Raw genomic sequence first — 20379 nt, 5'->3', positions numbered from 1 at the left:
ACCTTAATTATTTTTTTCTGATTTGATAATTTCTGTCATGGTTATACCGAGACGGCTTTCATCAACCATCACAATCTCTCCTCGAGCGATCAGTCTATTATTGACGTAAATATCAATCGCCTCGCCAACTTTTCTATCCAACTCGACAACAGCTCCCCTACCCAGCTTCAACAGCTGACTTACCTGCATTGTCGCCCGTCCCAACACAGCACTAACGGTAACAGGGATATCATAGACTGCTTCAATAGAATGTTCATGTTCGCTTTCTACCGGCGCAACGATCCCATCTTGCTGCATTAAATCCTCCTGCAATGGTGCATTAACCATTGGAAACGTCTCCTTTGACATTTAAGTTTATAGAATTGGATAAATCAGTTAAGATATTTGAAACGATTAACTCTATATGCCGAGATATTTTTCCATCAGAGTATTCTATTTCAAAATCAGTTTTATGAAGGTTTGAATCTTCTAAAAATTTTATCCGATCATCTTTTACATTCTTGTTTTCAAACAATGTTTTTTTTACTTCTTCACAACAATCTGGATGAGTTTTTACATAAACAGTAAAATCATCTGAAAAATATGATAATATTTTGTCTAATATTCCTTCCGCCCATAATTTTTTTTGAGAATCACTCCACGCAGGAAATGAAGACACAACGGCCACCAATATTGATCTTGATAAATTTTCAGAATAATTATACAAGGATAAATCTATATTTTTATTTATAGAGTCAAATATATTTTGAAATTTATTTTTATTTTCTTCTTTTATTTTTTCAATTTCTTCCAGATGGGTTTTTTCCATCTCATCTCTGACCCTTTCAGTGGCCTTTAAGACAGAGACAGCAATAGCAGAATCCATTTCTTCTTGTGAATAGGACGGAACTGGTGGAGCAGCAGGTTCTTCTGGAACAGGATCTTCATTATGGTCTGACGATTTCTGAATGTTGTTAGAAATATCATCGAAATCCTCAGCAAACAGGACGCCGGATTTATTCTCTCCAGAAAGAACAATACACGTATTCATGCCAACATCTCATTGTTGTCACTTCCGGGATTCAGATCTATCTCCCCTTGATTCGCAAGATTTTTAGCAACATTAACAATTTCCGATTGCGCCGCATCAACATCCTTTATACGGACAGGGCCCATTGCAGAAATTTCGTCTTCCAGTATTTTCCCTGCCCGTGATGTCATTGATGACAGGAACAGTTTTCTTATATCTTCCGATGCCCCCTTGAGTGCTAAAGGCAACTTCTCCCGGTCGATATCTCTCATGATTCTCATGATTGCATCGCGCGGCAGACGCTTTAGATCTTCAAACGTAAACATAAGCGCCTTGACCTGCTCAGCATCTTCAATATTTCTTTTTTCCAGAGCATTCATCAACTGACCTTCAACGCGTCGGTCGAAATTATTGAATACTTCGGCGAGAAGTTCATGGCTGTCTTGTTTGGACGAGCGTGCAAGGCTGGCCATAAATTCGGATCTCAGGGTTGTCTCAAGACTGTCGATGACATCCCTCTGAACATTTTCCATGTGCAGCATACGCATCATGATATCTACCGAAAAATCTTCAGGAAAAAGAGACAGTACGCGTGCTGTCTGGGACGCCTGAAGGCGGCTTAGAATAACTGCCACAGTCTGGGGATATTCATTACGAAGATAGTTAGCCAGAATGTTTTCCGGGACATTCCCCAATTTATCCCACATGGTCCTGCCTGCCGGACCACGAATTTCTTCCATAATGGCACTCACCCGATCTCCAGGAAGTGCCTTTCGTAAAATTTTCTCTGTTGTGTCGTATGTTCCTACCAACATATCAACAGAAGAAAATGCTCCAGAGAATTCGGCGCAAACAGCCTCAACCCTTTCTGCAGATACAGCCCCCATAGTCGCCATTGCCGCAGAAATTTCACGAATTTCATGTTCCTGCATGGAAGAAACCAGCTGCGTGCCGTTTTCTTCTCCCAAAGCGAGCAGAAGTATCGCGGCCTTCTGAACTCCTGTTAAGGCTGTTTTTACCAACATATTTCAGCCCTCATGCTGCGGCGTAAGCCAGCTTCGGATGACATTGAGGCTTTCCTCTGGGTTTTCAGATGCCAACTCACGCACATGGCGAATAGCGGACGCCTTGAGACGCCCCTCAATTCCAGAAAGATTCATAAAATCAGGCCTTCTTTCACGAGGCCCCTCCAACGCGAGCTGAGTCGGAGCACTCTGCATTGCTTCATCGTCATCTGTTTCCATCAACGCTGTCACAGGACGCCCCTCACCATCGTTCAATGTTGCCGGCAAAGTGGACGCATCCCCAGTATTTTCACCTGTATTATCTTTTTTCAGGAGAGGTTTGACGAAGAATATAAGCGCGAGAAAGATAAGCAGACCTGGGGCCAGACTGCGCAACATCTGAATGGCATCCGCTTTTTCGATCGGCAGTCCCATCCATGAAGCATGTGCACTGGCAGTATCAGCGGACTCCGAAGCAAAACGCATTGAGACGACATTGACTGTATCCCCACGTTTTTCATCAAAACCGATGGCTGTCTTTGCAAGAGTCGAGATTCTATCCAGTTCGGCCTGATCCAGAGGAGCCCATTCGGATTTGCCATCCGCGCCTTTATTGGTTTTGCCATCAACCATGACCGCCAGACTGATACGTGACACGCGTGGCTGATCCTGAACAACAGTACGAACACGTTTGCCAATTTCGTAATTGTTCGTTTCCTCCCGCCTGTCATCCTGGCTTCCGGCTCGAGGCTGTCCAGCATTTGCGTTCGGCAGATTATTCGCTACAGAAGTATTCTGCTGCCCCTCTGTATTTACAGACTTGTCTGTTGTGCTCTGCTGAGAACGCAAGACCTGCTGGTCTGGATCGTAACTCTCCTGCGTTTCATGCACCCGATCGAGATTCATCAGCACAGAAGCTTCTGCCCGCACATGCCCGGCGCCAAGCGTGGGTACCAGCATAGCCTCGACAGTCTGGGAAAGCCGGGCTTCCATAGCCTGTCTCTGCTCATCGATACTCTGAGCAAGACCTGCGGGACCATTTCGATCCCCCGGTCGCGCCAGAACGTTGCCGTGATTGTCAATGATAGAAATGTTCTGAGGCGAAAGCCCTGGTGTGGCGGCAGCGACAAGATTGAGAACCGCCTGAACACTTTCTGCATCCGGTCGACTTCCGCTCATCGTCAGAAGTACACTGGCCTGTGCCGCCTGCTGATCTGCCGAAAACATTTCCCGGTGAGGCAGCACCAGATGAACACGCGCGTTCCTTACGCCATGAATCAGGCGAATGGATCGCTCCAATTCGCCCTCGAGAGCACGTGTTTCGTCAATATGCTGCTCGAATTCCGTGGTGGTCAGTGTGTTGGAATGATCAAAGATCTCATATCCAACAGACCCTCCTGACGGCAGGGAATCACGGGCCAGAAGCAGGCGTGCGGCAGCGACCTGAGCAGGAGCCACATAAATCGCATCACCAGACGGCGAAACAGTGTGGGCAATATGGGCCTTCTCAAGATCCTCGGCCATCTGCGCGGCTTCATGCAGATCCAGGTCCCTGTACAGCAGCGCCGTAGCCTGCCCACCGCCATGAAATGCAAAGACCGCCAGCATACCCAAAATGCCGAGACCAACGGCTCCCAAAGCGATCAGACGAGGCAGTCCGAGCGACTTCAGGCCGGAAAGTGTCGCTTTCAATTTTTATTTTCCGAACAATGAGTTAAGCTGCATGGGACTCCGGATGAGCGTCTTGTTGGACCTTGCACGTGAATCACTTGGTTCCTGGTGTATCTCTGAACTGATCGTGCATAAGTGCCATTACTCTGGAGTTAATATCGGCAAAATTTGCCGGGTTGCTGACGAACAAAAAACTCCCTTCACGGAGACCGGAGATCGAAACGCCGGAAATCTGCGACCTGTCCCATAAAGTCTGTTTCACCGAACTCGAGCACTCAGTCCGCCGTTGCCCGTGGCGTTCCATGCACGTCACGTATAAGTTTGCGGCAACAACCACGCCTGCAGCCAGAAAGACGCGGACCGGAATATATGGAAAAAGACTCTCCAGAGACCTTCTGGCCGCCTGCTACGCGTCCTGAACGCCTTGCCTTTGTCGCAGCTGAAACGGCAACTGCCCAGGAAGAACTGCTTCGACTCTCCCGTCGTTACGGCAACTGTTCTCAGGAAGAAGCAGAAGTCATCATCTGTCTGGGCGGTGATGGCTTCATGCTGGAAACACTCCGACAGGTCATGGACGGAATCGTGCCTGTCTATGGAATGAATTGTGGTTCCGTAGGGTTTCTGATGAATCCGCTGGATGAAGATGATCTGCTGGAGCGACTTGCTGTGACTCAAAGCGCCCAACTTCATCCCCTGCACATGAAAGCGATCTGCACGGATGGGTCCGTTCATGAAGCCGAAGCCCTCAATGACGTCTTTCTGTTCAGGGAGACCCGTCAGGCGGCCAAAATCAGAATCGATGTGGATGGACGCGAGCGTCTCCCTGAACTGATCTGTGATGGCGTGCTGGTTGCCACACCGGCTGGCTCCACCGCCTATAATCTGTCCGCACACGGTCCCATTGTGCCGCTCTCCGGGAATCTTCTGCCGCTCACCCCCATCAGCGCCTTCCGTCCGCGACGCTGGCGCGGCGCCTTGCTTCCCTCAACCGCTGTCGTGACGTTTTCGATTCTTGAGCAGGAAAAGCGCCCTGTCGCCGCGGTCGCGGACTTTACGGAAGTACGTGACGTCAAAACCGTGTCCGTGCAGGAAAACCGAAACCGCTCGGTCACTGTCCTGTTTGACCCCGGACAGTCCCTGTCAGAGCGCATTATTGCTGAACAGTTTTCGGCCTGAGATATCCAGTTATGAGCAGACGCCTGTTTCTCAAATGTTTGTCGGGAGCTCTTCTCCCCGGAGCCACAAGCCTGGCGGGCTGTGCTGCCAGCCGCCCCTCATACGATTTTTCGGAAGTCGATAGTCTTCTGTCGGGTGCCGTTCAACGTGGCGAGATTCCAGGCGTTATCGCCGTTATCGGTCAGGGTGACCTTATCCTTCACCGCGCCGTCATGGGGCACAGAGCGCTAGCTCCTGCTCCCGAACCCATGTCATGGGACACGCGGTTCGATATGGCCTCGCTTACAAAAGCGACCATCACGGCCCCGTCGATCATGCAGTTCTGGGAACAGGGCCTGTTCCAACTTGATGATCCGGTTTCACGCTATCTGCCGGATTTTGCACAGAACGGAAAAGCAGCGATCACCATCCGGCATCTGCTGACCCACTATTCCGGTCTGGCCCCGGATCTGGATTTGTCCACGCCGTGGACCGGCAAGGACGAAGCCGTCCACAGAGCCATGACCGCAGTCCCACAGGCTCCAGCCGGACAGCATTTTGTCTATAGCGACATCAATTTCATCGTTCTCGGATTGCTGGTGGAGCGGTTCAGTCAGTTGCCACTGAATGTCTATGCGGCACGCCACATCCTACAGCCGATCGGCATGCAGGAATCCGGTTTTCTGCCGCCAGCAACAGTGCGGCCACTCATCGCGCCGACACAATATGACGAGAACCATATTCCGCTGCGTGGTGTCGTGCATGACCCCACAGCCCGACGCATGGGCGGTGTCGCCGGACATGCGGGCCTGTTCTCAGACGCCCACGACATGGCGCTCTACGCTTCCAGTCTTCTTGACCGGCTTGCGGGGCGTCCCAGCAATTACCCACTTCGCACCGCGACGCTTCGGCTCATGACATCGCCCCAGTCACCCGGCGTCACGGATCTGCGTGGGCTCGGCTGGGACATTGCAACGCATTACTCTACACCTCGGGGCGATATTTTTCCTGTCGGTTCCTTTGGACACACCGGATATACCGGCACATCTCTCTGGATGGATGCTGGCAGCTCTGCGTTTGTACTGATTCTAACCAACCGGGTGCATCCGCTGGACACTAACGGCAAGGCCATCGTCAAGCTACGTCATGATGTCGCGACAGTGGCAGCGCGTGCGTTACGGGGCAGAGCGTAGAACAAGGGTCCATAAACAAATGGGGACCACAGCTTCTGAGCTTGTGATCCCCATTCAAAATACATGACGCCGGGACGCAGAAAACTACGTTCCGGCCTCAAACATCACTTCAGGCGGCGACCGGCGCGCCTGCTTCCAGATCATGCGGCTTGCGTCCGAACAGACGCAGCACGAACAGAATCGTCTTGGCGATATTCGGAGCCAGTTTGGGCCGAAGCAGGCGCGGGTCATAACCCGAAAAACGTCTAGCGTTCTCGGTAAGGCAAAGCTGCATGAAGTCCGCCAGCGTAATATCCTGACTGGTCATATCCTTCGTGCCGGTTACCGTGAAGTTGTTGTCCTGCGTATGTTCTTCACCATTGGCATCGACAGAATGAACAAGGCCCAGACGCTCGTAAATCAGGAAGCCCCACACGGCGAGCACCTTCAGTTCAAACCAGGGACGTTTCCACGCAGGCATGACCGCACGATACCAGGCCAGCCAGTTGGCGAAGAGCAGGATATGACGGCACTCTTCCTGCATCACCGGCTCGAATGTCTCAATCAGTTCCGCAGGGAAAAATCCTGACGTCTGGGCGACGCGGAACATGCCGAACGCAAAGAAGCTGTCCACACATTCAGAGAAACCCGTGACGAGATAGGCCCATTCGACGTCCTTCGGCTCGACGTATGGCGGCTCGGGAGCCATCTCGATTCCGTAGGCCTCGACCAGCTTGCTCAGGACTTCCTTGTGCCGGTTTTCTTCCCATGCATTCCGGGAAATCGCGTCCTTGATATCTGGGTCGTCGATCATCCGGGCATAGGCCGCCATACGCAGACGCGCCTTACCTTCCGTCTGCACGGCAATGTCCCAGATCGGCAGGGACGTCACACGTCTCAGGGCATCCGGCTCCAGCTTGGGCCAGTTGATGACGGACGGACGATAGGGATTGAACGTCTCCCGGAACATATCCGCCATGGCCCGTTTGTGCTCCGGCGAACCGGGCTTGAGCGGGCCGGGAATTGAGGAACTCCAGTGACGGGCGCGGTAATCGGCCTGCTCTACAGCCTCTGCGTTCGGCGGAGGAGGCAGGTCATCAATACTGTCCGGGAGTCTGGTGTAGATATCGGCAAGTGCAGTCATTTCCACGTACCCATGTTGGAAAATGGCGCATCCCCATCACGGAGACGCGCCATATCTGATGATGGATCTCTTTCCACGCACGCAGCGCGGGACAGAGCGCGGTTAGTGGATATCGGACGGCTTGGAAATGATCCGTGTCACAAGACCGTAAGAAATCGCCTCTTCAGCCGACATCCAGTAATTACGATCCGTGTCCTTGCAGATTTTCTCGTAAGGCTGGCCTGTCTCACGGGCGAACAGATGATTCAGACGCTCACGCATCTTGATGATCTCGCGGGCCTCGATGTCGATATCGGTCGCCGGTCCACGCACGCCACCCATCGGCTGATGCAGCAGGAAGCGCGTGTTGGGCAGACAGAATCGACGATCCTTGTGGCCGGCTGCGAAAATCAGCGCACCAGCCGATGCAACCCAGCCGGTGCCGATCATGTTGACCGGAGCCACGGAATCGACAAAGCGGATCATGTCGTGAATCGTGTCGCCGCTTTCCACATGACCGCCCGGGGAGTTGACGTAAACGTCGATCGGCTTGTCCGACGCACCAGCAAGAGCCAGCAGGCGACCGGTCACATCGCGGGCGATCTTGTCGTTGATCCCGCCGAAGATCAGAACCTTGCGCTGATCGAACAGCTTGGTTTCCAGCTCATTGATCGGCGAGGACAGCGTCTTGTTGTCATCCGGCTCGGACGGCTCCGGGCCTTCGGGAGCAGGAATGTCAGGGCCGTTCGGATCCTCGTCATCGAGTCTGATCCGCCCTTTGGTGACATCGTCCAGCATGCGATTGGCGCCCATCAGGTCGGCCTCCTTGGTTGGGTAATGTGATCTCATTCTTCTTATTCTGCGCCGCCCTGCTGGCAATGCCAAGAGGCACAGCACAACATCGCTTTCACGACAGTGGCTCTCGCCAGAGAAACCCGAAGCGATTAAGATGAGCCCAATGACAATTTTTCCGTTCCAGTCGGCTGTGAGCCGAAGCTTCTTCAGGATCGTCCTGCCGTTTTCCTGTGCGCTTCTGGCTGGCTGCCAGCATCGCGATCTGGTCGACACCACGCTTGACTGGTACCATCAGCATGAAGGCGGAATCATTGCCCAGCAGCGCCCTCCTGCGCCGGGACAGTTTGATCCCTATCCCCGTGTTGGTCTGACACCCACCACACCGCCAGCGCTTCCGTCTCCGGAGCTGCGTCAGTCCATCACCAATAATCTGATCACTTCCCGCAACCTCACCATGCGGACGGCAGCGCAGAACGGCACCCTGACACCCGTCATTCCTCCACCGCCCAAAGCAGCCATTACCGCCAAACCCGCCGTTTCTGCAGCGGATGCGTCCAAGGGAAGCACAACGCAGGCTCCCACTGCCGCGACCACCACCCCAGTGCCCAACGGCGGGATGGGGGCCATCCTTGATGCGGCAGATTCTTCGTCACCTCCGACGGGAACAACACCAGCCACAACGCCTTCTCCGGCCCCCAAAGCGAAGTCGGACGCGACACAGGCGCCACCTGAAGCAGAACTCGCCATGCCTGAATTCCGCGGTGATGCTGCGATCGCAGCCACGTCCGTCACGGGGCCTCTGCCGGAAATTCCCGCCGGACCGCCTGCTATCCCTTCCATCCCGGGCTTTGCGCCTCCTCACGACGCACTCGCTATGGAACCGATTCAACCGGATTATGATGTCTCACCCAAGGACGGTACGCTGATCGGTTTCCTTCCGGGCTCGGATCAGATGAAGCCCGGACAGGATGGCACCCTGACCAAGCTGATCAATAGCCGTCACGGCGCCCCGCTATTCCTGCATTGCAGCGGCGAGACGGTCTCCCTGTCTCCGGACGATCAGACGCAGGCAGTTGAGCTTGGTCTGCTGCGCGGCAGAACGCTGGCAGACGCGCTGATCAAGAAGGGGATGCCCGCCTCTGCCCTGCATATCACCAGCTCCGCATTCGGCCCGGCCGCACGCGTCAGCACGCAGGGTTAATCGCTGAAAGACAATAATTTTATTTTTTCTGTCGTATCGCGCTTGACGCCCATCGTTCCCTCGCCTAATTACGCCCTCGCCTCTGTCCCGTTCGTCTAGAGGCCTAGGACACCGCCCTTTCACGGCGGCAACACGGGTTCGAATCCCGTACGGGACGCCAAATTTATTTGGCAATGTTATCATTGGCTTACGGGAAAAGCGCCCTACCCATCCAAAAATTAAGTAGCGATTCTGGACCAATTCTGGGCCAATGACGATTCCGTCCCTCCTTCGGAGTTCGTCTTATGGCCCGTACAAAATCCACCGAAAATGCCAACGATCCCGCGACAAGACGTCCGCTGCCCGATGGTGTAAGTTGCCGCGGTCCAAAGTAGTATCGGGCACGCAAACTGGTCAATGGCCAGCGGATCGTCAGAACATTCGATACAGCCCGTCTCGCCCGCGCGCGGCTCGAAGAGACCTCGGTCAAGGTCCGTGAAGGGCGCAATATCGATGTCCGGGCTCTGGACGGTATCGTGCTTCGAACGTTAGGTCGTGCCGTCAGTTAGCATCTGGCGCTATGAGGCTTGTACTTCCATTAGATCTGTGAAGTTTTCTCTCTGTTTTCAGGGAGAGTGTGAATGCGTCGATATGGCCTGAGTGACAGCCAGTGGGAACGGATAAAGGATCTTCTCCCGGGGCGCGAAGGCCATGTCGGCGGAATGGCTGCCGATAACCGTCTGTTTGTGGAAGTGGTTCTGTATCGTTACCGTGCCGGCATTCCCCGGCGTGACCCGCCTGTCCGTTTTGGTGACTGGAAAAACGTCCACTGACGGTTGAGTCGCTGGTGCGAAGGCGGCGTGATCGAATGGATTTTCCGGCATCTGGCCGCCGGTCCCAACAACGAATACATGATGATCGACAGCACGATTGTCCGGGCTCACCAGCACAGTGCGGGCGCCCGTAAAAAAGGGCGCGGATCAGGCCATCGGGCGGTCCCGTGGCGGACTGACTTCGAAAATCCACGCCATTGTCGATGCTGCGGGAAAGGCGGTCGCCCTGTCCCTGACGCCCGGGCAGAGAGCGGACATCACAGAAGCAGACCCCCTGCTGGATGAAGTCGATCCTGCAGCTTTTATCGCCGATAAGGCTTATGATGCTGATCCGCTTATCAAAAAGATCGAAGAACGGCAGATCGTACCGGTTATCCCTTCAAGGAAAAATCGACGCGATCCACGGAAAATCAGCTTCCAGCTCTACAAAAACAGAAACATCATTGAACGGTTCTTCGCCAGACTGAAGCAGTTCAGAGGCATTGCAACACGCTACGACAAGCTGAAGTCAACATTCTTCGCAGCAGTGCAACTCGTTTCCGCCATCATCGGAATTAACTGATGACACGCCCCAATAAGTCATACCGTTTTCGGCAGTTGCCACAACATACCACGGTCAATGAAAGCGCGGGGGAAGCGGACGGACATACCGGTCATCCTGTTCCCGACTGGACCCGTCACGCGATGCCTGCGACACTATCCGCATCAGAGAACCGACGCGCATCGATAAGGAAAGTCAGAAATGGACGGTTCAGGGGACGGAAAAGAACCTCACGATCCCTTTTCGCGGGAAGCCCTGCGTCTCGGACGCAGCTTCCGGGAAATGAATCTCTACGAAGGGTTCGAACTTCTGATCATGCTGATCCTGACAGCACTGATCATGATCATCACGGCAATCGCCACCTGGAGCCTCACGAAAGAAGTCTGGCGGCTCGCATGGTTCGGTCAGATCAGCCCGGACAATGCGCCGACCTTCCAGAGCGTGTTTGGCAATATCTTCACAGTCATCATCGCTCTGGAGTTTAAAAGCTCGCTCCGAATCAGCCTGTCACACAACAAGGACGTCGTGCGAGTCCGCACGATCGTGCTGATCGCGCTTCTCGCCGTCTCCCGGAAATTCATTATCCTCGACCTAAACGAAGTACGTCCCATGGAAATGATCGCCTTTTCTGCGGCGGTGCTGGCGCTCGGCGTCGTGTACTGGCTGATCCGTGAACAGGACACGCGCGTCGCTGCTCAGGCGGCCCGTTTCTCCGCCGTCGAAAAAGCCCCGCACGACCAATCGTCTCACACACAGGAATAATTTCGCCTTACCGGGCCGTCATTGTTCGTGTACAGAACTGCACCTATTGAGAAAGAATCAGCAAGCATTATGAAACGCAACATCCTCATTCTCACGGCATTCGGCATCCTTCTAACTGCGTGCTGTCCCAAGCCTGACCCGAATAACAGCCCCGTGGACGGAAGCATTTCCTGCAATTTCGATCATCTGCCCGGTGAGAAAACCACCTGTCCTCTGCACCACTGACGGGATTCAGCGCAAAGCCCGAAATGTTTAGACATGGACGGCAACTGTCCCGGGTTTTGCTCTACACCAAAGAATGCAGCTCCTTTGATCCCGGTTTGTAAATTTTAAAGAAAGCAGAACAGCTTTCCGTCCAGAGGCGATGGGGCTGGATGATGGACGGTTACACGATTTCCGGCACTTCTTCGCCTCAGATGCACTGTGTCACCGGGACATTAGACACACCAAGGTTTCCTCCAGAATATTCAGCGCGGCACGGCCGTAATCCCGGTCTCCCTGCACTCCGAACAGGCCATTTCCAATCGTATCCTGTGATTACTTTCTGTCCATGCTCACCTGATACGAAAACAGAAAATTGAGAGAAGAATATTTCTCATAAATAAGCCGTCCCATTTCGTGAAAAACTTGCACGATAGAGCCGCAACTTCCCTCTTCTTGCCGCGTATAGGCGACTGATAACGCATTCTGACGTTTCCTTCAGTGAACCCGAATGTGTCAGAGGACACGCTCCTCCTCGGACCGCAGCCGCCTGTCATCCGTCATGACCAATAGCACTACACAAATAACCTCCGTTCAGAATAAACAGAAACGGAATTGCCAGTATGGAAAATGTTTCCAGTATATGGTCGATTTTTACCTATGCTCTTGTCATAGGAATAGTGCTGGCCGGCATGATGGGACTGTCCGCCATAACCGGCACCCGACGAAGCGGCAGAGCCCTGGGCCGCTCCATGTCCATGCCTTTTGAGTCCGGCATCATCCCCACGGGATCGGCGCACCTGCGGTTGCCTGTACAGTATTATCTGGTGGCCATGTTCTTCGTCATTTTTGATGTCGAAACAGCCATTCTCCTGACATGGGCAACTGTTGTGGCCGAAGTGGGTTGGATCGGCTATGGCGCGGCGCTTGCCTTTATTGTCTTTCTGGCGATTTCTCTTGCCTATCTGTGGCGAGCCGGAGCGCTGGACTGGGGGCCGCAGGTTCGTCCACGTCGTGTAACGGACACACGAAAGGACCTCGCATCATGAGCTGGTCCCTTTCTTCCCCCGGTGCACCCAGAGACGTGCAGCCTTCGCCCAGTTTCAGCGAAACTCTCCGTCGTAATCTGGTCATGGGCCGGTTGCAGGATTTTGTATCATGGGGGCAGAAAAATTCGATCTGGCCGCTGAATTTCGGCCTGTCATGCTGTTATGTGGAAATGGCGACAGCGTTCACCAGCCGGTTCGACATCGCCCGCTTCGGGTCCGAAGTCCTGCGCGCTACACCACGCGAAGCGGATCTGATCGTCATTTCCGGCACCGTGTTCGTCAAAATGGCTCCGGTTATCCAGCATCTTTACAATCAGATGCTGGAGCCACGCTGGGTGATTTCCATGGGGTCATGCGCCAATTCCGGCGGCATGTATGACATTTACAGTGTCGTGCAGGGCGTGGACAGTTTCCTGCCCGTGGATGTGTATGTGCCCGGTTGCCCTCCTCGCCCAGAGGCACTGCTGGAGGGGTTGCTGCTCTTGCAGAAATCCATCGGCACACAGCGCAGACCCCTGAGCTGGATGGTGGGACCGCAAGGCGCGGAACCCGTGACACCGCCCAGTCTGCGCGATGAAAAGCGCGACCAGCGCCGAGCCATGCGCGACCTCCGCACGCCTGACGGGATCTGACGCCCATGACGACGCTCCTTTCTCCCGCCCGCGAACAGAGTCTTGCGGAAAGAATTTCGGAGCATCTCCCCAACGGTTTGCTGGCCGCACAGACTGGATGCGACGGGGTCTCCATCCTCTGGATCGCAGCGACCGATCTGCGCCCTACCTTTGCCGCACTGAAGGCTGCTGCATCCCTCATGCTGCTGGACCTGACGGCCATAGATGAACGCGACCGCACCCACCGTGACGGGCAGCCAAAATCGGCATTCACGGTTGTCTATCACTTGATTTCGCTAACCACCCGTACCGATGAATTACGGATCAAGGTGCCTCTTGGCGCAACAGCTCCCGCCCTGCCCAGCATCTGTGACCTGTGGCCCAACGCCAACTGGTATGAACGCGAGGTCTGGGATCTGTTCGGTATCCATTTCCAGAACCATCCCTCCCTGCGCCGTATCCTGACCCCACCCACATGGACCGGACATCCCCTGCGCAAGGACCACCATGCCCGCGCCACGGAAATGCCGCCCTACAGCCTGACGGAAGAACACGAAGCGCAGGAGCAGGACGCCCTGCGCTTTGACCCTTCCGCGTGGGGCATGCGGCGACATAGTGACCACAGCGACTTCATGTTTCTCAATCTCGGCCCCAATCATCCCAGCGTGCACGGGGTATTCCGTATCGTGCTGCAACTGGAAGGGGAGCGGATTGTCGATGCTGTGCCCGATATCGGTTTTCACCATCGGGGCGCGGAAAAGATGGGGGAACGCCAGTCATGGCACACCTACATCCCCTACACCGACCGGGTGGATTACCTCGGCGGCGTCATGAACAATTTCCCTTATGTGATGGCGGTCGAGACACTGGCCGGAATTACCGTGCCGCCACGGGCGCAGATGATCCGCGTCATGCTGGCGGAACTGTTCCGCATTGCCAGCCACCTCGTCTTCTACGGCACCATGGCGCAGGATGTCGGGCAACTTTCTCCGGTGTTCTACATGTTTACCGACCGCGAGCGCGTCTTCGGGATTATCGAGGCGATCTGCGGCTTTCGCATGCATCCGGCGTGGTTTCGGATTGGCGGGGTCGCCATGGACCTGCCCAATGGGTGGGAAGGACTGATCCGCGCGTTTCTCCATGACCTGCCTCTGCGACTGGACGAATACGATGCGATGGTCATGCGCAATCCCATCTTCCGGGCCCGGACGAAGGGTATTGGCGCCTATACCACCGCAGAGGCCGTCGAATGGGGCGTTACCGGGCCGGGGCTACGCGCCACAGGGCTGGAATGGGACTACCGCAAACACGCGCCCTATGCCTGTTACGACCAGCTTGAATTCAACATTCCTACTGGTATCAACGGCGATTGTTATGACCGGATTGCCGTGCATGTGGAGGAAATACGCCAGAGCCTGCATATCATCCGTCAGTGCGTGGACAACATGCCCGCCGGTCCGGTCAAGGCCGATCATCCCCTGACAACCCCTCCGCCCAAGGCGCGGACGATGCATGACATCGAAACCCTGATCCATCACTTCCTCAGCGTAAGCTGGGGGCCGGTCATTCCGCCGGGAGAAGCTCGGGCCAGCATCGAAGCCACGAAAGGCGTGAACACCTATACCCTCATTAGCGACGGCGGCACGACGTCCTACCGCACGCGCATCCGCACGCCATCCTTCGCCCATCTGCAAATGATTCCGCTGCTCAGTCGCGGCATCATGGTCGCGGACCTGATCGCGATCCTGGGCAGCATCGATTTCGTGATGGCCGATGTCGACCGCTGATCTCCCCCTCCCAGCGCCCATGCGGGCGGAAATCCTTGCCCTTGCGGCGCAGGAACTGCATCCGCGCGGCGCGAGTGTCGCAGCCCTGCGGCTGGTGCAGGCCCGCTTTGGCTGGATCAGTACGGCGCATCTGCGCGAAGTGGCCGACCTGCTGGGCATGTCGGCAGATGATCTCGATGGTGTCGCAACCTATTTCAATCTGCTGTTCCGCAGACCGGTCGGGCGGCATGTCATCATGCTGTGCGACAGCGTTTCATGCTGGATCATGGGACGCGAACCGCTCTGCGCCCATCTGTGCCGAAAGCTCGGCATAAGGCCCGGAGAAACCACGGCGGACAACGCCATCACGCTACTCCCCACGGTCTGCATCGGACACTGCGATCACGCCCCGGCCATGCTGGTTGACAACACACTGCATGGAGATGTGACCACGGAAAGCCTCGATCACCTGATTGATACGCTGAGGGACACGCCATGACGGCCGCCTCCGAACGTCCCCTGACCGCCATGATCGATCCTGCCATCGGTCCACCGGACTGCGCGGCATATGAACGCGCTGGCGGCTGGCAGGCGGCTCGGCTGGCGCTGGGAAGCCTTACCCCGGCTGAAATCATTGACAGAGTGACACGCTCAAAGCTGCGCGGGCGTGGTGGCGCAGGCTTCGGCACTGGGCAAAAATGGAGCTTCGTGCCCAAGGAACCCGCCTCCGAACGCCGCAAATACCTAATCGCCAACGCCGACGAGATGGAGCCGGGCACCTTCAAGGATCGCTGGCTGCTGGAAGGCAATCCACTCCAGTTGGTCGAAGGGATGATCCTTGCCGCCTACGCCGTGCAGGCGGGACATGGCATCGTTTTCCTGCGTGGGGAGTATCAGGAAGCCTGCGTTCGCCTGCACCGTGCGATCGGAGAGGCACGGGAGCGGGGCTGGCTGGGCGAGAACATTCTCGGCTCGGGCTTCAGCTTTGACATCCACGTGCATTCCAGCGCCGGCCGCTACATATGCGGCGAGGAAACCGCCCTTCTGACCGCGCTGGAGGGCCGCCGCGCCACGCCACGCAGCAAGCCGCCCTTTCCCCAGACCGGCGGCCTGTGGGGCGCGCCCAGCGTGGTGAACAATGTCGAGACGCTGTGCAATCTGCCTCATATCATCGCCAACGGACCGGAATGGTTCGCGGGCCTCGGGCTAGGCGAGGATGGTGGCACCAAGATCTATGGTGTCAGCGGGCGCGTAGCAAAGCCGGGAGCATGGGAACTGCCGATCGGCACGCCGCTACGTCAGATCATTGAGGACCACGCAGGCGGCATGCGCTCCGGCTACCAGTTGCGTGCCCTGCTGCCGGGCGGAGCGTCCACCGCCTTTATCGACGCCACGGCCCTCGATGTCGCCATGGATTACGGATCGGTGGAAAAGGCGGGCAGCAGGCTTGGCACCGGCATGGCCATCATTCTGGATGACCGCACCTGTCCCATCGGCATGATCCGCAACCTTGAACATTTCTTCGCACAGGAATCCTGCGGCTGGTGCACGCCCTGTCGGGATGGGCTGCCTTGGGTGGAACGCCTGCTGGACGCGATCGAGGACGGGACGGGTCGTGATGAAGATTTGGAGCAGCTTGACCGCCATGCCCGCATGCTGGGCGCTCCGGGGCGGACCTTCTGCGCCCATGCACCGGGAGCGATGGCGCCACTGGCCAGCGGGCTGAAACTTTTCGCCGCCGATTTCGCTGCCCACATCCAGCAGGGCCGTTGCCCGCATCACGCCGGAGCAGGACCATGACCACCATCCGCATCGATGGACGGGATTGCCAGACCCGCAACGACATCAACCTGCTTCAGGCCTGTCTGGAGGCCGGGGCCAACCTGCCCTATTTCTGCTGGCATCCCGAACTCGGTTCCGTCGGAGCGTGCCGGCAGTGCGCCGTCAAACAGTTCAGCGGGCCCGAGGACAGGAAGGGCCGCATCGTGATGGCCTGCATGACCCCTGTCAGCGAAAACGCTATCATCTCCATTGACAATCCGGAAGCTCGCGACTTTCGGGCTGGCGTCATCGAATGGATGATGGTCAACCATCCACATGACTGTCCCGTCTGCGAGGAAGGTGGCGAATGTCACCTGCAGGACATGACGGTCATGACCGGGCACAACACCCGTCGCTACCGGTTTACGAAGCGGACCCATCGCAATCAGGATCTCGGACCATTCGTAAAACATGAAATGAACCGCTGCATCGCCTGCTATCGCTGCGTGCGGTTCTACCGTGATTACGCGGGCGGGGACGATCTGGCGGCCTTTGCCTCGCATGACAATGTCTATTTCGGTCGCGCCGAAGACGGCACGCTGCAAAACGCGTTCAGCGGCAATCTGGTGGAAATCTGCCCGACTGGCGTGTTTACCGATAAACCCTTTTCCGCCGTCTACACCCGCAAGTGGGACATGCGGGGCGCGCCCTCGGTGTGCGTACACTGCGCAGTGGGCTGCAACACCATCGTCAATGCCCGCGAGGAAACCCTCCGGCGTGTTCTCAACCGCTATAATACAGACATCAACCGCTACGTATTGTGCGACCGGGGCCGGTTCGGTCATGGTTTTGTCAATGCGCCGACACGGATCCGCACGCCGCTGCGCACCATTGACGGACAGCAGGTGCCCGTCCCTATGGCGGAAGCCCTGACGGCTTTCGCGCGTATGGAGACGAAGGGGCGGATTGTGGGCATCGCCTCTCCCCGCGCAGCCCTGGAGACCTGTTTCAGCCTGCATGCGCTGGTAGGGCTAGAGCATTTTTCCACCGGCCAGACGCGGCAGGAACAGGAATGCGTGGAACTGGCTCATACCCTGCTCACCCGGCATCCCGGCGCCCTGCCCACCCTGCATGAAATGGAAAGTGCCGACGCTGTGCTGGTGCTGGGCGAGGACGTCTGCGCCACCGCTCCCCGGTTGGGTCTGTCGTTGCGGCAGTCGGTACGTCAGGCCTCCTTCCACACGGCGGACAACGCCAAGGTGCCTCGGTGGATGGATGCGGCGGTCCGAACGCTGGGAAGCGAGTGCCCTTCCGCCCTGCATGTCCTGACGCCTGCGCCAACCGATCTGGACAGTGTGGCTGTCGAAATCTTTCGCTCAGCGCCTGATGATATCGCACGGCTTGGCTTTGCCATCGCCCACGCAATTGATCCCTCCGCCCCACCCGTCACAGATCTGACGCCAGATGATGCGGCGCGCGCCGCACGCATTGCGCAGGCGCTGCTGGCCGCCGGAAAGCCGCTGGTCGTATCCGGCATGCAGTATGGCTCCCCCGCACTGATGCAGGGTGCCGCCAGTATTGCCGCAGCCCTTGCCCGCGCCACACCTGCCGCGGGCTTGTCGCTGGTTCTGCCTGAATGCAACAGCATGGGGCTGGCCATGATGGGCGGGCTGTCACTGGAAACGGTGATGGAACAGGCCCGGGCAGGCGAGATTTCTGCTTTGGTTATCGTGGAAAACGACCTGACACGCGCCCTCGATCCCGCTGATGTGGCGGAACTTGTGGCGGCCGTTCCCAACATCGTCGTGATCGACCACACGGTGACACCGCTGTGCCAGCACGCCAGCCTTGTCCTGCCCATTGCGGCCTTCAGCGAATGCAGCGGCACACTGATCAGTCAGGAAGGCAGGGCGCAACGCTTTTTCCAGGCGGTCTTTCCCCCTGCCCCCATACAGGCCGGCTGGCGGTGGATACAGGCGCTGGCCCGAAGTCTTGACCCGTCCATGCACCCCATAACGGGTCTGATCGACTGGCGGGATCTCGATGACGTTCTTGCCGCGCTGGCAACGGTATTTCCCGATCTGGCCCCGGCCGTTATGGCCGCGCCCGAAGCGGATTACCGCATCAATGGCGAGAAACTGCGCAGCCAGACCTATCGCGCCAGCGGTCGGACCGTTATCCGTTCCTTCATCAGTGTGCGTGATCAGCCGCCCCCCGCCAGTCCGGACACACCATTCAGCAGTTCAATGGAAGGAGCCTACGAACCGGACATGCCCGGCGCGCTGGTTCCCTACTATCAGACGCCAGCATGGAATTCGGTGCAGGCACTTAACCGTTTCCAGTCCGAAATCGGTGGACCGATGCGTGGTGGTCCATCGGGTATCCGGCTGTTATCCCCAGCAGAAAATCAAAACACGGAAGCGCAGCCCTACGCTTACAACACGGCTATTCCGGCCCCCTATGTCCCACAGGCGGATACTGTGCTGGTGCTGCCCGATACACACCTGTTCGGCAGTGAGGAATTGAGCATGTTCTCGCCTCCCATCATGACGCGATCCAGTGCGCCAACGCTGGGGCTGTCCGCCAGCATGACCAGATCAGACCGCATGGTGCTGCACCTGGAAGACGGGCCACACATCCTGTCCGTGGAGCCGGTACCCGGTCTCCCCGAAGGCACTGTCCTATGTCCCACGCACATGGTCGCACGCGCGTTCCGTTTCCCCCGCGTGGCCCGGCTTGAGAGTTTGCCCGGTGAAGGAGAACGATCATGACTTCTTCAGCACTGCTCACCATCATTCTTACACCGCTTCTCCTCCTTGCCCTTGCGACATTGCTGACATGGGTCGAACGGCGACTGCTGGGCTTATGGCAGGACCGGCATGGCCCCAACCGCGTGGGACCGGGCGGCATGTTTCAGGCTGTGGCGGACGGAATCAAGATCCTGTTCAAGCAGGACTGGATTCCTCCCTTTGCCGATCAGGGCGTTTTCATTCTTGCTCCTGCTATCGGCATGATGACGGTCCTGCTGTCCTTTGCCGTCATTCCGATCACGATGGGCACGGGCATTGCAGGCGATCTGAATGTCGGGCTGCTGTTCATCCTCGCCATGATGGGACTGGGGGTTTATGCGGTGGTACTGGCCGGGTGGTCCTCCAACAGCAAATTCGCACTGCTGGGCGGCATGCGGGCAGCAGCGCAGATGATAAGCTACGAAGTCTTCATGGGACTTTCGCTGCTGGGCGTGGTCATGATGGCTGGATCATTCAGCCTGCACGACATCGTGATGGCGCAGGCGGGGCTGTGGTTCATCATCCCGCAATGTCTCGGCTTTGGCGTGTTCCTGCTTGCAGGCATTGCGGAAACACACCGTCTGCCCTTTGATCTTCCCGAAGGGGAGAACGAACTGGGCGCAGGTTTCCATACCGAATATTCAGGCATGAAATTCGGGATGTTCTTCATTGCCGAATATGCCGGGATCGTTCTGGTCTCAAGTCTTGTGACCACGCTCTATCTTGGGGGCTGGCGCGGACCACTGCTGCCCCCCGCCGTGTGGTTCATGATCAAGACCGGCGGCATGGTGGCGTTTTTCATTCTGTTGCGCGCAAGTCTGCCCCGCCCGCGTTACGACCAGTTGATGGCGTTGGGCTGGAAAGTCCTGCTGCCGCTTTCACTATTAAATGTCATGGCAACCGGAACTATTCTTATGCTGCGCGCGTCTTTGTGACACGCCCGATGCAAAGGCATCC

General features: G+C 56.6%; 17 protein-coding genes, 1 tRNA gene and 1 pseudogene. 13 read left to right on the top strand and 6 right to left on the bottom strand.

Annotation, left to right across the window (positions count from 1 at the left end; translation table 11 throughout):
• Nucleotides 1-3: 3 nt before the first annotated feature.
• The 4 genes from fliN to fliF are packed head-to-tail and all read right to left on the bottom strand — an operon-like array spanning nucleotide 4 to nucleotide 3705.
• Nucleotides 4-297: a flagellar motor switch protein FliN gene (gene fliN / locus EMQ_RS14690; protein ID WP_081470977.1), complete on the bottom strand. Its 294-nt coding sequence runs from the start codon at nucleotides 295-297 to the stop codon at nucleotides 4-6.
• Between the two features lie 22 nt (nucleotides 298-319).
• Nucleotides 320-1030, bottom strand: coding sequence for a hypothetical protein (locus EMQ_RS14685; RefSeq protein WP_132012083.1), 711 nt, complete (start codon nucleotides 1028-1030; stop codon nucleotides 320-322).
• Entirely contained in the window at nucleotides 1027-2034 is a 1008-nt protein-coding gene (fliG, locus tag EMQ_RS14680) for a flagellar motor switch protein FliG (RefSeq protein ID WP_010668274.1), read from the bottom strand. Before fliG ends, EMQ_RS14685 begins: the two co-directional genes overlap by 4 nt.
• 3 nt (nucleotides 2035-2037) lie before the next feature.
• On the bottom strand, nucleotides 2038-3705 hold the full coding sequence (fliF, locus tag EMQ_RS14675) for a flagellar basal-body MS-ring/collar protein FliF (protein ID WP_010668273.1): 1668 nt from the start codon (nucleotides 3703-3705) through the stop codon (nucleotides 2038-2040).
• A gap of 348 nt (nucleotides 3706-4053) precedes the next feature.
• Here fliF and EMQ_RS14670 point away from each other — a divergent pair, with 348 nt between their 5' ends.
• Both EMQ_RS14670 and EMQ_RS14665 read left to right on the top strand, forming a co-directional pair.
• On the top strand, nucleotides 4054-4860 hold the full coding sequence (locus tag EMQ_RS14670) for an NAD kinase (RefSeq protein WP_010668272.1): 807 nt from the start codon (nucleotides 4054-4056) through the stop codon (nucleotides 4858-4860).
• An 11-nt stretch (nucleotides 4861-4871) separates the two neighbouring features.
• The gene (locus EMQ_RS14665) at nucleotides 4872-6032 is read left to right on the top strand and encodes a serine hydrolase domain-containing protein (protein ID WP_035349760.1); all 1161 of its coding nucleotides are present in this window, start codon (nucleotides 4872-4874) and stop codon (nucleotides 6030-6032) included.
• A 109-nt stretch (nucleotides 6033-6141) separates the two neighbouring features.
• Here EMQ_RS14665 and EMQ_RS14660 read toward each other — a convergent pair whose 3' ends face one another.
• Together EMQ_RS14660 and EMQ_RS14655 are read right to left on the bottom strand one after the other, a co-directional pair.
• The gene (locus EMQ_RS14660) at nucleotides 6142-7155 is read right to left on the bottom strand and encodes a ferritin-like domain-containing protein (protein WP_010665776.1); all 1014 of its coding nucleotides are present in this window, start codon (nucleotides 7153-7155) and stop codon (nucleotides 6142-6144) included.
• Between the two features lie 102 nt (nucleotides 7156-7257).
• The gene (locus EMQ_RS14655) at nucleotides 7258-7947 is read right to left on the bottom strand and encodes an ATP-dependent Clp protease proteolytic subunit (protein WP_010665775.1); all 690 of its coding nucleotides are present in this window, start codon (nucleotides 7945-7947) and stop codon (nucleotides 7258-7260) included.
• 136 nt (nucleotides 7948-8083) lie between these two features.
• On the opposite strand from EMQ_RS14655, the gene EMQ_RS14650 reads away from it, so the two are divergent.
• From EMQ_RS14650 to nuoH, 11 genes and pseudogenes are all read left to right on the top strand, one after another.
• Nucleotides 8084-9130 carry a hypothetical protein gene (locus EMQ_RS14650; protein ID WP_232092251.1) on the top strand — a complete coding sequence of 349 codons (1047 nt, stop codon included), beginning with the start codon at nucleotides 8084-8086 and terminating at the stop codon, nucleotides 9128-9130.
• A gap of 84 nt (nucleotides 9131-9214) precedes the next feature.
• Nucleotides 9215-9290: transfer RNA gene (locus EMQ_RS14645), tRNA-Glu, on the top strand.
• A 460-nt stretch (nucleotides 9291-9750) separates the two neighbouring features.
• Nucleotides 9751-10504 (top strand): annotated as a pseudogene (locus EMQ_RS14640) (IS5 family transposase).
• A gap of 180 nt (nucleotides 10505-10684) precedes the next feature.
• Nucleotides 10685-11245 carry a phosphate-starvation-inducible PsiE family protein gene (locus EMQ_RS14635; RefSeq protein ID WP_010667871.1) on the top strand — a complete coding sequence of 187 codons (561 nt, stop codon included), beginning with the start codon at nucleotides 10685-10687 and terminating at the stop codon, nucleotides 11243-11245.
• Nucleotides 11246-12069: 824 nt separating this feature from the next.
• Nucleotides 12070-12495, top strand: coding sequence for an NADH-quinone oxidoreductase subunit A (locus EMQ_RS14630; protein WP_010667873.1), 426 nt, complete (start codon nucleotides 12070-12072; stop codon nucleotides 12493-12495).
• Nucleotides 12492-13127 (top strand): NuoB/complex I 20 kDa subunit family protein, encoded by a 636-nt coding sequence (locus EMQ_RS14625; RefSeq protein WP_010667874.1) that lies wholly within the window; start codon nucleotides 12492-12494, stop codon nucleotides 13125-13127. The genes EMQ_RS14630 and EMQ_RS14625 overlap by 4 nt, the downstream gene beginning before the upstream one ends.
• A 5-nt stretch (nucleotides 13128-13132) precedes the next feature.
• Nucleotides 13133-14893 carry an NADH-quinone oxidoreductase subunit C/D gene (gene nuoC / locus EMQ_RS14620; RefSeq protein WP_010667875.1) on the top strand — a complete coding sequence of 587 codons (1761 nt, stop codon included), beginning with the start codon at nucleotides 13133-13135 and terminating at the stop codon, nucleotides 14891-14893.
• On the top strand, nucleotides 14880-15371 hold the full coding sequence (nuoE, locus tag EMQ_RS14615; RefSeq protein WP_010667876.1) for an NADH-quinone oxidoreductase subunit NuoE: 492 nt from the start codon (nucleotides 14880-14882) through the stop codon (nucleotides 15369-15371). The genes nuoC and nuoE overlap by 14 nt, the downstream gene beginning before the upstream one ends.
• On the top strand, nucleotides 15368-16672 hold the full coding sequence (gene nuoF / locus EMQ_RS14610; protein ID WP_010667877.1) for an NADH-quinone oxidoreductase subunit NuoF: 1305 nt from the start codon (nucleotides 15368-15370) through the stop codon (nucleotides 16670-16672). The genes nuoE and nuoF overlap by 4 nt, the downstream gene beginning before the upstream one ends.
• The gene (gene nuoG / locus EMQ_RS14605; protein ID WP_010667878.1) at nucleotides 16669-19404 is read left to right on the top strand and encodes an NADH-quinone oxidoreductase subunit NuoG; all 2736 of its coding nucleotides are present in this window, start codon (nucleotides 16669-16671) and stop codon (nucleotides 19402-19404) included. Before nuoF ends, nuoG begins: the two co-directional genes overlap by 4 nt.
• The gene (gene nuoH, locus EMQ_RS14600; RefSeq protein ID WP_010667879.1) at nucleotides 19401-20357 is read left to right on the top strand and encodes an NADH-quinone oxidoreductase subunit NuoH; all 957 of its coding nucleotides are present in this window, start codon (nucleotides 19401-19403) and stop codon (nucleotides 20355-20357) included. Before nuoG ends, nuoH begins: the two co-directional genes overlap by 4 nt.
• Nucleotides 20358-20379: the final 22 nt, after the last annotated feature.

It is taken from the genome of Acetobacter aceti NBRC 14818, from assembly GCF_000193495.2.
GTDB lineage: Bacteria > Pseudomonadota > Alphaproteobacteria > Acetobacterales > Acetobacteraceae > Acetobacter > Acetobacter aceti.
This window is presented reverse-complemented; position numbering and strand designations above follow the sequence as displayed.

Excerpts from the sequence above, each read along its gene's own strand:
- fliN (WP_081470977.1), bottom strand. The coding sequence starts at position 297 with ATGCAGCAAGATGGGATCGTTGCGCCGGTAGAAAGCGAACATGAACAT.
- EMQ_RS14685 (WP_132012083.1), bottom strand. The coding sequence starts at position 1,030 with ATGAATACGTGTATTGTTCTTTCTGGAGAGAATAAATCCGGCGTCCTG.
- fliG (WP_010668274.1), bottom strand. The coding sequence starts at position 2,034 with ATGTTGGTAAAAACAGCCTTAACAGGAGTTCAGAAGGCCGCGATACTT.
- EMQ_RS14670 (WP_010668272.1), top strand. The coding sequence starts at position 4,054 with ATGGAAAAAGACTCTCCAGAGACCTTCTGGCCGCCTGCTACGCGTCCT.
- EMQ_RS14665 (WP_035349760.1), top strand. The coding sequence starts at position 4,872 with ATGAGCAGACGCCTGTTTCTCAAATGTTTGTCGGGAGCTCTTCTCCCC.
- EMQ_RS14660 (WP_010665776.1), bottom strand. The coding sequence starts at position 7,155 with ATGACTGCACTTGCCGATATCTACACCAGACTCCCGGACAGTATTGAT.
- EMQ_RS14655 (WP_010665775.1), bottom strand. The coding sequence starts at position 7,947 with ATGGGCGCCAATCGCATGCTGGACGATGTCACCAAAGGGCGGATCAGA.
- EMQ_RS14650 (WP_232092251.1), top strand. The coding sequence starts at position 8,084 with ATGAGCCCAATGACAATTTTTCCGTTCCAGTCGGCTGTGAGCCGAAGC.
- EMQ_RS14635 (WP_010667871.1), top strand. The coding sequence starts at position 10,685 with ATGGACGGTTCAGGGGACGGAAAAGAACCTCACGATCCCTTTTCGCGG.
- EMQ_RS14630 (WP_010667873.1), top strand. The coding sequence starts at position 12,070 with ATGGAAAATGTTTCCAGTATATGGTCGATTTTTACCTATGCTCTTGTC.
- EMQ_RS14625 (WP_010667874.1), top strand. The coding sequence starts at position 12,492 with ATGAGCTGGTCCCTTTCTTCCCCCGGTGCACCCAGAGACGTGCAGCCT.
- nuoC (WP_010667875.1), top strand. The coding sequence starts at position 13,133 with ATGACGACGCTCCTTTCTCCCGCCCGCGAACAGAGTCTTGCGGAAAGA.
- nuoE (WP_010667876.1), top strand. The coding sequence starts at position 14,880 with ATGTCGACCGCTGATCTCCCCCTCCCAGCGCCCATGCGGGCGGAAATC.
- nuoF (WP_010667877.1), top strand. The coding sequence starts at position 15,368 with ATGACGGCCGCCTCCGAACGTCCCCTGACCGCCATGATCGATCCTGCC.
- nuoG (WP_010667878.1), top strand. The coding sequence starts at position 16,669 with ATGACCACCATCCGCATCGATGGACGGGATTGCCAGACCCGCAACGAC.
- nuoH (WP_010667879.1), top strand. The coding sequence starts at position 19,401 with ATGACTTCTTCAGCACTGCTCACCATCATTCTTACACCGCTTCTCCTC.